Here is a 12,970-nt window from a genome sequence, read left to right as displayed (position 1 = left end):
AGCCCACAGTTCGAGCGTGCAAAAGCAGGTACTAAGAGCGGGGGCTACGGTGAACCTTCATCCCACCCTCGCGGCCAGCCTCCGTCGCCAGGAGAGCCCTTCCCCGAACGACTGGGAAGCCACCTTCCGCACGATGGTCCTTTACGACCTGGCAGCAGATATGGAGCTCGGCTTCTTCCTCTCGTACTACCGGAATTTTGCCATCCCAAGCATCGCAGCCACTCTCTACCGGAACGGCGAAATCCAAGAGCGTCCCATGAAGCGCTCCTACGACACTGCAATCGTCATCTACGAGCTCATCGCAAGCGGCCTCGACAGCGACCGTGGACAGAGCATGGTCGCCCTACTCAATCGCGCTCACCGCAACGTCCCCGGTAGCCCTGACGATTACCTCTACGTCCTCCTCACCCTGCTGGTTGTCCCGATCCGGTGGGTCCAGCACCATGCGTGGCGCCAGCCCACAGGAGCAGAGCTGGCCGCTGCATCGCGCTTCTTCGCTGAGCTGGGGGCCCGGATGAACGTACAGGGTATGCCGGAGACCTATGCCGAAGCGGAGCGTTTCTTCGACCAATACGAGGCAACCCATGTCTCTGCATCGATTGAAGGCCAAAAGCTGATGGACGCGACAGTTCAGGTCTTTCAGAGCCGTCTGCCGCTTCCTCTACGACCCTTCGCTGCAAGAATGATCAGTGTAATGCTCGCTGATGACCGGCTCGTTGGCGCCCTCGGGCTCCCCCGCAGCGGCCGAGGCTCCCGAGCCACCTTGGGAATTATTCTGGCAGTCCGCAACGCCCTCCACCGCCGGCTGCCGTTGCAGCGAAAGCCTCATTTCACGCCAGGAAAGGCCGGCTCGTCTTTGTACCCGGGCGGCTACTCGCTCGATCAAATCGGCCCCGTCAAGGTCCCTGACCCGTCAACCTTCCAAAGCAATGAACTATCGTGAAGCTCGAAAAGTAGCCCGCAAGGCCGAGCAAGGCTTTGGGTTGCCCAAGGCGCCAACGCTCCAGCTCATTCAGGACAAGCTGGAACGGCAAAGAAGCCGCCCCATCATTGTCGACGAACTACCCGGCCTATCCGGATCGGAACTCTGCGGGGTCTGGCTCATCTGCGCTGACCGGGACATCGTGTTGCATGCCCCCGTGAAGTCGGCCTGGCACCGGCAGCAGATCGTCCTTCACGAGTTCAGCCACATGATTCTCTGTCATGACCTCGAACAAAGTAGCGCAGACCTTGCCGCGACCTTCCTGCCTGACCTGAGCCAGGACGTACTCCGCGTGCTCGGACGCAGCAGCTACACAGACGGCGCAGAACTCATGGCTGAAGTCTTGGCCGACCAACTCGCTACTCGGATCATCAACAGCGACGTCGATGCCATGCCCGAGCCCTTGGCATTTCGACAAGTATTCGGCTGATGGAAGCGGTCCCTGCCGCCGCACTCTGGGTCCTGACCGTTCTCAGGCTTCCAACAGCGCTCGATGCTCACCGCGGAAGCGTCTTCCGCGCGACTATCCTCGCTGCGATCGCCTGTACCCTTTATGTCCCAGCGGTCTACTACACCGTCGATCCATTACTTGGCGGACACAACCGCGTCGGGCTGGTTACCCTCTTGTCCTTGCTCCTGGGGTTCTGGCAGTTTCGCACGGCGATTCTGCTGGCAGCGGTTACAGATACAGAAGTACGACGGCGGCAGCTCGTCTTGGGCAGATTCGCTGCTGCCGCCGTGTGCACCACAGTGACGGCCGGGTTTCTCGCCAGCCGCGTGGATGGCACCGATCCCAACTTGCCGCTGACCTACGCTGACCAGCCCGGGATGGCAGTCTTCCTCTGGACAGGCTCCGCTTTCATCATGTGGGTCTGCCTCGACATAGCCCGGGTGTGCCGCAGCAACGTCCCGCAAATGCACGCACCGGCCTTCCGGTCGGCTTTTTCCCTCATCGCAGGGGGATGCGTCCTCTTCGCACTTGTCCTGCTGGACCGGCTGATCTACGGCGCTGTGATTGCAGCTGAAGGCGCCGACAGTCAAACAGCTGCCGCACTGACAGGCTTCTACTGGATCGGAGAGACGGCTGCTGTGCTCCTGGTCAGTCTTGGACTACTTCTCCCCCGCATGGCGGGACGCCTCCGGCAGGGCATCTTCGCGCTGCGGGCAAGGCTACTTCTCATGCAGATCAAGCCAATTTGGAATGACGTTACAAGTTGCCAGCGTGAGCTGGTCCTGCAGGACCACCGCCCCGCTTTACTCGTGTTCTTCTCCCGCCACGCGGAAGCCCAGCTTCACCGGCATCTAGTCGAAATCCTAGACTGTGAATTGGCGAGTCCCCTAGCCCGCGAGCGCCTCAACGAACACCACTTGTCGGTAGTCGAACGCGCCGAGCTCTTACTCGAGAGCCGCTCCACGCCCCACCTTCCTCGTTAGAATCCAGCCCTCACACCTCTGGCATCCAAGGCGCCAGCGTTAGATGCTGTCACGGCCAGTCATGTCGCCCCGCTGAGCCTCGCTGATGAATCAACGTGAACCAGAAGAATTGCGAAGAGTGCCGTACCACTTTCGAAGCGACGCGGAGGAGCCACCGGTTCTGCTCCCAACGTTGCGCGAACAGGCACCGGAGTCGTCGCCACCGAGCCACAATTCGACCTTCTACAGTGACGGCAACAACTTTGAGCTCGCCGCACCTCAAAGCGCAGTTGCAGGCTACGAAGCGTCGCCTGGAGTCCGAGAGGATATCCTGCGAGCACCAACGCCAAGTGGTTCAGTCCAAGCTCCGCTCTCAAGCCGCAGAGATCGACCGGCTCGAAGCCGAGAGTTCGGAACAGCGGCTGAGCATCAACCTCCTCCAGTCGGAGGTCGCACGCCTTAAACGAGCTCAACGGACTAATGTGCAGGACCTGGCGCACACCGCGGCCTTGCTTGTCTCAATCTCCCGTGCCAAGGGAGTGGCTCTTGACGTCCGAACCTTGGACATCCTCCGCCGGCGGGGTTGGGATCCAAGCAAACAGCAGGCAGGGGCGCCCCGACTGTGACCATGTCTATCGCACGTCTGTCTGCCCGGTCGGGTCTGCGCTACCTGTTCAAGACAACGATGATGGATGACTTTTCCGGTTCTCCCCCGGACCCCACCACGTACTACATGAAGGCGGGCACACCCCAGGGGCGTTGGATTGGCGGCGGACTAAACGGCATCAGTAAGACGCTGGGTGACGCCGTCACGGAAACCGACGCAAGAGCGGTATTTGACATGGCGGTGCATCCGCTGACCGGCACTCCCCTGGGCAGGCCGCACGCCCAATCTGCCGCTGTCGAGAACAAGACCGGCCAATCAGCTCAACGGCATGCGGTCATTGGCTTCGACCTGACGTTCAGCGTGCCAAAGTCGGTGTCCGTACTCTGGGCGCTGAGCCCACACAGCAAGCAGCAGCAGATCCTGCGAACCCACCACGAAGCGGTCGAGGCGACCCTTGCGTGGCTGGAAAAGAACGTCATCCACACAAGGGCTTACCGTAACGGAGTCGCCCATATCGGCACGCAAGGAGCTGTTGCCGCCGCGTTCGACCACTGGGAGTCACGAACCGGGGATCCGCAGCTCCACACCCACCTGGTTATCGCCAACCGCACACAACGTGTCACCGACGGAGCCTGGGTCACCCTCGACTCCCGGGCTCTGTACAAAGCAGCGGTCGCGGCGAGCGAACACTACAACGGCCTGCTGTTCGACGCCCTCCAACGGGACCTTGGGTGCGACCCCGAGATCCGCACTCCCCTCACCACAACGCACAACCCCAGCCAACAGCTCAGCGGGATCGATGAAGAACTCATCCGCGAATTCTCCAATCGCTCCCGCCTCATCGACCTGGAAACTGATCGTCTTGTGGCAGCGTGGACCAAGGATCACGACCAGACTCCATCGGCTACGACCACCATCAAACTCCGCCAGCAGGCAACCCTTTCTACTCGCGCCCCGAAGCCCGAGAGTCCCACACCACTGCACCAGCTCTCTGAACAATGGCAGGCTCGAGCAATTGCCAAAGGTTTTCAGCCATCTGACGTCCTCGCCCACACCATCAACCGCTCCCGCGTCGCCCCTTTTGCCGTCCTGGACTTCACTCCCGACTGGACCTCCGCTGCCGCGACCATCGCCAGGGAACGGGTTGCCGGAAAACGCTCAACCTGGAACCGCTGGAACCTGCTCGCCGAAGCGGAAAGAGTCTGCGCCCAAATCCGCTGTCGCACGCCCTCAGACCGGGCCGCCCTGATAGACGCAGTCGCCACCGCTGCCGAACAACAATCAGTGCCGTTGAACGACTACCGCTATTCCCTTCCATCCAACGCTGGCCCGGACTTGCAGCTCAATCACCGGAGCGTTTTCGACTTCCATGGGTCACGCCTCTACACAGACGCATCAACACTCGCTTGCGAGGACGCCATCTTGACAGCAAGGAAGGATGGCGGCGGACCGACTGTCCGCCCAGCCGTCATCATGGACTCGCTGGACAGTGGCCCCCAGCTGCGGGTGCCGAGGCTGCATGCCGATCAGCGCACGGCCGTTGCCGACGTCGTCCTCAGCGGAAACCGACTGGACGCCATCGTCGGGCCGGCAGGAACGGGAAAAACCACCACTTTGGGGGCCGTGAAGGCGGTTTGGGAGGCAGAGTATGGGCCCGGAAGTGTCGTCGGGCTGGCCCCTGCTGCGGCGAGCGCAGAGGTGCTGGGCCAGGAACTTCGCATGGTCACCGAGAACGTTACCAAGTGGCTGCACGAGTCGATGGGACACGGTGCGGCCACCCGGGCTGGGCGCTTTTTTCACGTTCAGGAACTCCTGAGTTCGTCCAAGTACAGCGACCGCCGGAGCATTGCATTTGCCCAGGAAGCTGCCCGGCTCGCCGCGACTCACCAGCGGTGGCGCTTCCACCCGAATCAACTCGTCATCATTGACGAAGCGTCCATGGTGTCCACCTTCCAGCTTGCTGCACTCGTGCAACAAGCAAAGGAAGCCGGCGCGAAAATCCTTCTGGTGGGTGACCCAGGCCAGTTGGACGCAATCGACGCTGGCGGCGTCCTCGGCTGGCTGGACCGCCAGCGACTGACGACGCCCCTTAGCACCATTTGGAGATTCAATGAGGTGTGGGAGCGCACTTCGTCCCTCAAGCTGAGGGCGGGAGACTACTCGGCGATCGAGGACTACGAGCAGCATCGGCGGATCCGGCACGGTTCCTACCTAAGCATGCTGGACCAGGCGTATCTTGCATGGCAGGCCGACATGCGGTCGGGTAAGTCGTCCATCCTGATCGCCGCAGACAACGAGACCGTGAACATGCTCAACGAACGCGCCCGAGCAGACCTGGTGTCCCAGGGAGTTGTAGACGCAGAGCTTGCAACTCAACTCACCGACGGCTTGCAGGCCGGTTCCGGTGACACCATCATCGCCCGCGGAAACAATCGCCGACTCATCGACAGTCAAGGCGAATTTGTCCGAAACGGCACGATGTTCGACGTCCGAGCGGTCAATAGGCACGACGGCTCAGTTCTCGCAGTGCGGCGGGAGACCGGAGCGAGCGTCGTACTCCCCAGGGCCTATCTTGAGACGTCCGTTGAGCTCGGCTACGCTACTACCGCTCACCGATCCCAAGGCCTTACGGTCGATACCGGGCACACAGTGGTCACACAAGGCCGGTTGACCCGCGAGCTGCTCTACGTGAGCATGACGCGCGGCCGGTCCGAGAACGCAGCATATGTCAGCCAGGGCGACGACTCAGAACACCAAGCCATCGACCCCTCGCAGCAGCTGTCGTGGCGCAGCATCCTCGCTGAGATATTAGCCGCAGAAGGTGCCGAGCGGACTGCCCACGAGGTCCGCGAAGCAGAGAGCAGGAAGGCGGACAACCTTGAACGGCTGTCTGCCGAGTACGATTACCTCGCGCAGATTGCTGCCGGTGAGGACCTCAGACGCTGTCTGGGAAAGCGTGCCCCGCTCGCAGTGCAGGAACTAAGCGCGTCACCGTCGTGGGGCGCTGCAGTTGCCGCCTGGCGAAAAGCTACAGCGGTCGGCCTTCACGGCGCAGAGCGCATCATGGAGCGGACCGTGCAGGACGGCCATTCAGTGCACGACCCGATGGCCCTCCTCAGCGCGCGGCTTCGTCGCTACACAAAAGGAACACCCACGTCGGCGATAGGCCCTTTGCGCGAATCGTTCTCTGCGCTGGGACCCGAGTTGGCAGACATGATCGTCCAGGTCCGCGAACGCATTCGGCAAAGGATGGAATCCGTCGCCTGGGCTGCCCTGACGCAGGATGTTCCGTGGAAGGACGAGCTGACTGCCGCCGTGGGTGCGACAGAATCCTTGGGCGGACTGATTCGCGACGTTGCCCTGTTCAGGGACAGATGGGGAATCTACGATTCCCACCTGCCATTGGGAGCTCCCCCGGCGGACTACGAGTGGGAACAGTTGCAGCAGCGGGAAGAAATTCAGGAAGCAATTGAAAGCGCCGGAAGCTGTCAGGCCGCCCCTCACCCAGCGATGAGCCCATCTGACGTGCACCGGTCGCAGCAAGTCGTCCTTACGAGTTCCGGCTGGCAGATCTAAGCTGGTTGAAGAGGCAAAACATTGGTCGTGAACCCAGCGGTGAAACCGAGAGTTGCGACAGCCGGGTTGGTACTGGCCAGCGCGGTTGTTCTATCCGCGGCTGCCCTCTCTCTGGTTCTCCTACCCTCCGCCGGCATCCCTTTCTTTGCAAAGTCAATGGGCGGGGCCACGCTGCTCGCGGCTGCACTGCTTACCGGATGGCAATGGCGGCGACGGACCACGCAACGGCGTGCCTGGCTGGAACAGGCGACGGAACAGTGGAGATCCTTCAGCGATGCCAGAGCGCTCGGCCGCACAACAGCGGAGGTGACGCTGGTAAGCGTTGACGCAGTACAACCCACGGGCTCATGGGTCACAATCCGGTGGAACCGTTTCAACCATACTCAGCGGGCCTGGCTGGAGTCGCTGCCGGAACCCATCTGGCCCGGATCGGTCCTGCTTATCTCCCCGGACCCTGCCCAGGTTATGCCTGGCGCGCCATGGCCGGACACGTACTTCATTCAGGCGATCGACTGCTTGGCTTGGGCACCTGCCGAAGGGCGTCCCGTGAGTGCCGTAACGCCATCCGCACTGAATGCACCCAATACCCGAAGCTCCTCTCGCTGACCGCTCCCCGGCAGTCCGCATTCGAACATGTGTTCTATAGTTATTTGCGTGATCAAATCCGGCTCGCCTGAAGACCTCGAGCGCATGATGGCCCGGATGGAAGCTGAGTCGAGCCGTCCAATAGATGATCCGGCGCCTATTCGGGACTTCCCGAAGTACGGCTTACCGTTGGTGTATGTCGGCGGAATCTATGGCAGGGCCGTCGGCTGGACCCACAAGTACGGTCTCATCGAGTGGCTGGATTCCTCCGGCAAGTACCACATGGGTTGGGCTCACTCTTCGAGCATCAAGCGGGTGGAACCGGACGAGTGGAAGGGCAGTTCGCGGCTGTAGCAGGCACCTCGGTCCATCAGCGAGACAGCATGGCAATGGCCTGGTCCTCCACGGAAGTACCAGGCCATTGCCATGTCTCGCTAGGGGGCAAGCTCAGCAGCCCCACCCAACGGCGCAGGGTCAGAGACTAACCTCATTCCGCGCCGGCTCGCCGAAAGGGGATACCGACACCGGCCCCTTGGTTGCGATGTTGTAGGCGGGCTCCGGCGCCGCCTGCAGGCCTGCCTCTGGTGAAGCGCCCGGCCCAGCGGCACGCGCAGAACGCTGGTATGCAGCGGTACCGAAGCGAAGGTCCGGGCCAATGGTCTCGGCGACGATGCGACGAGCCTCGCGCCGCTCCCCATCCTTTTCGAATGAACGGAATTCCAGCTCACCCGAAACGGTGACGGGGTCGCCCTTCTTCAGCGAATTGGAGGCATTCTCGGCGAGCGCCCGGAACGCGGAGACGTTGTGAAAAACAGGTTCCCCGTCATGCCAGGATCCGTCTGGACCTTGGACCCGCTGGTTCACCGCAACGCGGAGCTTGGCGTGGGCTACCCCCGACTCACCGTAGGTCAGATCCGGATCTGCCACGAGGTTGCCGGCGATATTGATCGGTATCTTGGTGCTCATATCGTGCGTCCTTCCTTCGCGGACGGGGCTTTCCCATCCAACGCTTTATCGACTGGCCTCACGGGCCAGACATTTCCAAGCCCTGCGGCGGTCCCTCTGCCGGCTTCACGCCCGCGAATGTTTGCTGGCCTTCAACCCGCAGGGAGGCTTCCGCAGCCGGAACCTTCCCGCCCAGTCCTGGCGGATCGGTCACTTCGAGAATTTCCTTACTTGCGGCCGTCACCCGGCCAAGCACTGATTTGGCAATATCCACGCGTGAGGCGGGCTTCCGCGACGTAGCTCCGGCTGCTGACTGCTCCGCTTCGATAACTGCATCAGCCCAGCCCGACAGATAGCTTGCTGATTGAGGCCCTCTATCAATTCCGTGCGCCTTAAGCACCGTGTAGGCCACTGACTCCGCCTCGACTTCGGCCAGCCCGCGGTGGTCCACGCTGCTTCCATACAACTTGCCCACATTGTCGTTCGGGCCGTGGAGCAAAACGTGCCCGAGCTCATGCGCGAGCACCGCTGCGCGTTCCTCTGAGTTCAGCCAGCCACCCACCTGAACGCGATGCTGGGCAAAGTCCGTGAAGCCGCTTGTGAGCCCGAACTGCGAGTCCGTGACTTGCACTGAGAAGCCGTGAGCGCGGGCAACTCCAGCCAGCGACTCCCACAGCCGCGGCACCTCGACTGACGTGAGCCCAGCTGATCGAGGAACCAGCAGCGGGGTACCCTCGGTCTGGGAGACGTCGAAGACAGCCTGGCCCCGCCAGCCAGTGATGAGCGTCTTCTTCCCCTCGTCAACGGCGCCGTTGGGAGCCTTGTCGCCAACAGGGATGCGGTGACGCGTGCCGTCCGGCAAGAGCACCTGTTGAACGCGGGCCGTCCTTGGCGCAATCACCCACAAGGCATGCTCACCACGAAGAACATTCCGCCCGTGCCGCTCCCATTCCTTGAAGCCCGCCACGAGCGTGGGCTCGTCGGTACCGCGCTGTGCCATCTGCATCATCAGCAGGGCAACGTTCCCGCCGGAATAGCGCCACAGGCTGGCGGAAGCGTCAAGGAGAACCTGCCAATGTGATGGCGACTCGACAGCCTTTTCAAGAATCGAGTGCAGTCCGTCCATCAAGGCAGCAACACGTTCCTCGGGCGCCAGTCGCTGAGGCTCCAACGGGGAGTTCGGGCCAGCGGAGGGGCTTGACGGAACTTCGGGTGCAGCGGCCACGACAGCCACCCTTCTGTTTCTTGGACCGCAGCTCAGCTGCGCAGACACCAGTTCATGGCGACCAGGTCATTGGAGCGACATGACTCAGAATTCGGGAACCAATTGATGGGCCGCCTTGCACCAGTCGAGGAAGGCCGGATCGTCGTTCGCAAGCATGCGCGGTGCGGGATCCTTGTGTGCCTGCAGTCCTACGCATCCGGCCGCCCTGGTGTGCGTCCTAAGACGTTCGACTGCGTGTGGGAGCCTTTCATGGAAGGCGAGCGGCCCGAAGCCAGGATCGTCCGTTGTGTAGGAGGCCAACTCCGCGCGGTGAAGCGCGTACAACTCAGCCACGATCTCAGGGTGACGCCACCAGCAGTCCGGGACGACCGACGTCGTCAGTTGGTAGGTGGCCACGAGCCATCGCACCCACGCAAATAGCGATCGCCATGCCTCCTGTGATTGCTCGGTCGTCATCTCCCGCCAGCGGCGGGTCACGGACTTGGGCCCAGCCTGTCCGGCAAATGCCGACCTGAAAAGTTGTGCAGTAATCTCGTCGTCCCCAAAGGAACCCGAGGAGGGAACATCAAACTCGTCGACGTTGTCACGGCTATGCATCAGGAGCCCCTTCGGTCTTCTGTTGACGCTGCTTGTGCCCGTCGGCCAACAGGCGCTCCATCTCAGCCTTCAGGCGGCGCAGTTCCCCGGCGTCCTTGCGCTTGTGCCATTCCAGGAGATCCAACAGAATAGGCCGCGTGCGCCGACCCAGCATGAGTGCGGTGCCAGCTGGGAGGCGTCGAATCTCGTCCAAGGCGATCACCGGACGGTCGCGAAGCTGTTCGCCGTCCTGCCGGCCCTGTGACGACCAGGAACGCGTGGTGAGCGTCAAGCTGCGCTCGCCGAGCAGACCGGCGAGCGATCGGAGGTCGTGTTCGTCAGATCCGCCTCCGAAAATCACCTTAATGATGGCGGAGTCCCATATTGTTGACGCTTCATCGATGGACCAGCCCGAACGGGCCTGAGAAAGGGATTGGAGGACGACGAGGGTGGAGATGCCGATGCCGCCGCCATCAGCCAGCGCCACGGGGAGGCCCGGCCAGGGAGCCAGGTTGGCGATCTCATCGAGTATGAGGGACAGCGGCGGCTCAAGCCTGCCGCCTGGCGAAACGAACGCCATTTCGCGTGCCGCGCTGTCAATGTCGTCGATCAGGGCGGACAGGTATGGACCGGCAGCAGCCGCGCCTGCGCGCGTGCCGATCAAATAGAGCGTGCCCCGTTCCCGAATGAACGCCTTCGGATCAAACTCCTCGGACTCATCCTGCGGGTTCAGTGCAGCCAAAACCTTCGGTGAAGACAGCGGGGCAACCGCTGCCGAGACACCGATCCAGGAGTTCGAGGTATTCCGCGGGTCGTCTTCCAGGATTCCCATCAGGTCTGACTGCCAACCAAGCGCCGCGCCTGGCGTGCCCAGGACTTCCAGCGCTTCCCGGGCAAGCACAGGGCTGGAGGACCAGCGTCGGAATGCAGCCACTCCCTCGCCGGACAGGGCAGCAGCATGGAGCAGGCATTGGAGGACGATCAGCGAGCGCTTCTGCCACGCAGCGTTTTCGCCCTTCATCTCCGTGTCCGCGGTAATGACCAGCGCTCGCCGGGTGGCAACGTCCGGGTCCTCACATCCCCGCACCGGTGACCAGCGGAGGGACGACGGCAAGCCTGACATGCCTTGGGGATCGAACACCGTCACCGGGCGCCCGTCAGAAGCCCTTGCCTTCATGGTCACTACAAGGTTGTCAGCCCGCGTAGACGTCGTTACGACGGCACCGGGCGCGTCGAGGATCGCGTTGATGACCACGTAGAGGCCCTTGCCGGACCGGGGAGCACCCTGGATCACCATCGATTCTTCAGTGGAAACGTGGACCGTGACGCCGCGGGATCGACCCAGGGTCCAGGACAGATCCTGCACCGAAGGCTTCACCAGTCCCGGGCGCGTGAACTTCCCCCGCTTCTGCACCGCCCTCGCCCCAAAGTCGTGGACGATTTCGGCGCGACGGGCAACGCCGTCCCGGTTCAGGATGTCCTGCCGGAGCCATGCCCCCGATTGCTTCCACCGCCTCCACGCAACCAGCGCAGCCACGGCGAGCGCTCCGACCAGCAGCAGGGCCGGAGCCAAGATCCACCAAACGCTGTCCGTGCCGACTGCGCAGTCCCCACTGCGGATGACTATCCAGTCCATCCTGTTGGCCAAAAGTCCGACGACGGCACCCGGGTTGAAGGGCGACGGCGGCAAGGCGCCGCAGTGCCAAGAGGTCGCGAGCTGCGCCGCGGCCTGCACCAACGCGCAGAGACATACGTAAGCCGCCGCTCCAACGAGAGCAGCGGTGCAGAGCGGATTGTCGATGGCAGCCCGGGAACTCACTGGCTGTCTCACAGCATCCTGCCGTCAGTCCCGAAAACGTCCAACTCGTCCGTTGTCACCCGGTTGGCAACGATGAAGGAGCGGTTGCCGACCTTCCAGAGACCGACGCCCTTCGGAAGATTCTCAACGTGCTCGCACTCGGCTTCGGTAAGGCCCAGCGCTTCCTTGGTAAGCCGCATTGCGTCGTGCTTCTGGCGGTAGATGATCCTGGTGTCGGCTTCGGTGAGGAGACCCAGGGCTTTCTGCCGATGTCCGCTGGTGCTGTCACCAATCTCGTTGAGGTCAGCGACTTTATGCATAATCAGCAGGTTGGCGATGCCGTAAGTTCTGGCCAAACGCCACTGTTCGCTCATCTTCGCCAGCATGTAAGGATCAGCGAGCATCCGCCAACCTTCGTCGTAGACGACAAGGCGCTTGCCGCCGTCGGGATTGGTGATCGCCGCCTCCAGCCAGGTAGCGCCGCAAGCGGCCGCTAATGACAGGGCTTGCTCCGAAGCCCCAATGAGCGCCGAAGTGTCCATCACCATCATTGGGGCGTCCGCGTCGAAGGCTACGGTGGACGGAGCATCAAACATGCCCTCGAGATCACCGGACACCGTGCGTCTAAGGGAATGGCTGACGGCGGTTCCGCCCTCGACCCCGACGAGAGCTACCATCTCCTTCGACGGTCGCAGCAAATGGTCAAGCACCATGGGCAGCGTGGGGTTGGAGTTTTCCGCCATTGTTTCCATGAGGGCGATATCCAAGGCCGTGTGCTCGACGGGTCGGAGCGGCATTCCTTGACGCATGAGGGAGACAAGTGCCACCAGGAGATACCGGCGCCGCTGGCGAACAACAGCCTGCCACTGTGCTTCAGTGAGGGCGCTCGACCGCGGCCCCGCATCAAGCGGGTTCACTCGTGCGGGACGGCCGGGACCAACGGAGATGACTTTGCCACCGACAGCTTTGGCGACGGCGACCCACTCACCCTTGGGATCAGAGGCGACGGCGGCTTTCCTGCCCAACGTAATGGACCGCGCCACGAGCGACTTGCCGCACATCGATTTGCCTGTGCCGACGGTTCCGATTACGACGATGGATGGGCCGCTGATGATCCCTTTGTCGTAAAGGATCCAGGGATCGTAGGAGAAGGCTCCTGACCCAAAGACGTCGGTTCCGATGTAGGTGCCTTCATGCCCCAGCCCCGATTCGGTAAGAAAAGGGTAAGCGGCCGCGAAAGTCATGGTGGAGGCGCGGTGCGGC

The 12,970-nt window shown here is 62.4% G+C and carries 10 protein-coding genes; 5 read left to right on the top strand and 5 right to left on the bottom strand.

Annotation, left to right across the window (positions count from 1 at the left end; translation table 11 throughout):
* Positions 1-16 precede the first annotated feature (16 nt).
* From NMQ03_RS08960 to NMQ03_RS08940, 5 genes are all read left to right on the top strand, one after another.
* A complete protein-coding gene (locus NMQ03_RS08960; protein ID WP_255175259.1) occupies positions 17-943 on the top strand; it encodes an oxygenase MpaB family protein in 927 nt (308 codons plus the stop codon).
* Positions 930-1,412 (top strand): hypothetical protein, encoded by a 483-nt coding sequence (locus NMQ03_RS08955; protein ID WP_134164281.1) that lies wholly within the window; start codon positions 930-932, stop codon positions 1,410-1,412. The genes NMQ03_RS08960 and NMQ03_RS08955 overlap by 14 nt, the downstream gene beginning before the upstream one ends.
* Complete coding sequence (locus tag NMQ03_RS08950; protein ID WP_255175258.1) at positions 1,412-2,416, top strand: hypothetical protein; 1,005 nt, start codon at positions 1,412-1,414, stop codon at positions 2,414-2,416. The genes NMQ03_RS08955 and NMQ03_RS08950 overlap by 1 nt, the downstream gene beginning before the upstream one ends.
* 607 nt (positions 2,417-3,023) lie before the next feature.
* A complete protein-coding gene (mobF, locus tag NMQ03_RS08945) occupies positions 3,024-6,578 on the top strand; it encodes a MobF family relaxase (protein ID WP_255175257.1) in 3,555 nt (1,184 codons plus the stop codon).
* A 654-nt stretch (positions 6,579-7,232) separates the two neighbouring features.
* Positions 7,233-7,517 (top strand): hypothetical protein, encoded by a 285-nt coding sequence (locus tag NMQ03_RS08940; RefSeq protein WP_255175256.1) that lies wholly within the window; start codon positions 7,233-7,235, stop codon positions 7,515-7,517.
* Between the two features lie 120 nt (positions 7,518-7,637).
* Here the strand turns inward: NMQ03_RS08940 and NMQ03_RS08935 are convergent, their stop codons facing one another.
* From NMQ03_RS08935 to NMQ03_RS08915, 5 genes are all read right to left on the bottom strand, one after another.
* A complete protein-coding gene (locus tag NMQ03_RS08935) occupies positions 7,638-8,129 on the bottom strand; it encodes a single-stranded DNA-binding protein (protein WP_255175255.1) in 492 nt (163 codons plus the stop codon).
* Positions 8,130-8,187: 58 nt separating this feature from the next.
* Positions 8,188-9,234: an ArdC-like ssDNA-binding domain-containing protein gene (locus tag NMQ03_RS08930; RefSeq protein WP_255175570.1), complete on the bottom strand. Its 1,047-nt coding sequence runs from the start codon at positions 9,232-9,234 to the stop codon at positions 8,188-8,190.
* Between the two features lie 183 nt (positions 9,235-9,417).
* On the bottom strand, positions 9,418-9,930 hold the full coding sequence (locus tag NMQ03_RS08925; RefSeq protein WP_141160684.1) for a hypothetical protein: 513 nt from the start codon (positions 9,928-9,930) through the stop codon (positions 9,418-9,420).
* Positions 9,923-11,482 (bottom strand): type IV secretory system conjugative DNA transfer family protein, encoded by a 1,560-nt coding sequence (locus tag NMQ03_RS08920; RefSeq protein ID WP_255175254.1) that lies wholly within the window; start codon positions 11,480-11,482, stop codon positions 9,923-9,925. Before NMQ03_RS08920 ends, NMQ03_RS08925 begins: the two co-directional genes overlap by 8 nt.
* Positions 11,483-11,736: 254 nt before the next feature.
* Positions 11,737-12,951, bottom strand: coding sequence for an ATP-binding protein (locus NMQ03_RS08915; protein WP_133247125.1), 1,215 nt, complete (start codon positions 12,949-12,951; stop codon positions 11,737-11,739).
* Positions 12,952-12,970 lie beyond the last annotated feature (19 nt).

Origin of the sequence: Arthrobacter sp. DNA4 (assembly GCF_024362385.1) — a bacterium.
GTDB lineage: Bacteria > Actinomycetota > Actinomycetes > Actinomycetales > Micrococcaceae > Arthrobacter.
Note: the sequence above shows the minus strand (reverse complement) of the source record. Positions and strands in the feature narration are given on the sequence as shown.

Excerpts from the sequence above, each read along its gene's own strand:
- NMQ03_RS08915 (WP_133247125.1), bottom strand. The coding sequence starts at position 12,951 with ATGACTTTCGCGGCCGCTTACCCTTTTCTTACCGAATCGGGGCTGGGG.
- NMQ03_RS08955 (WP_134164281.1), top strand. The coding sequence starts at position 930 with ATGAACTATCGTGAAGCTCGAAAAGTAGCCCGCAAGGCCGAGCAAGGC.
- NMQ03_RS08925 (WP_141160684.1), bottom strand. The coding sequence starts at position 9,930 with ATGCATAGCCGTGACAACGTCGACGAGTTTGATGTTCCCTCCTCGGGT.
- NMQ03_RS08930 (WP_255175570.1), bottom strand. The coding sequence starts at position 9,234 with ATGGACGGACTGCACTCGATTCTTGAAAAGGCTGTCGAGTCGCCATCA.
- NMQ03_RS08935 (WP_255175255.1), bottom strand. The coding sequence starts at position 8,129 with ATGAGCACCAAGATACCGATCAATATCGCCGGCAACCTCGTGGCAGAT.
- NMQ03_RS08950 (WP_255175258.1), top strand. The coding sequence starts at position 1,412 with ATGGAAGCGGTCCCTGCCGCCGCACTCTGGGTCCTGACCGTTCTCAGG.
- mobF (WP_255175257.1), top strand. The coding sequence starts at position 3,024 with ATGTCTATCGCACGTCTGTCTGCCCGGTCGGGTCTGCGCTACCTGTTC.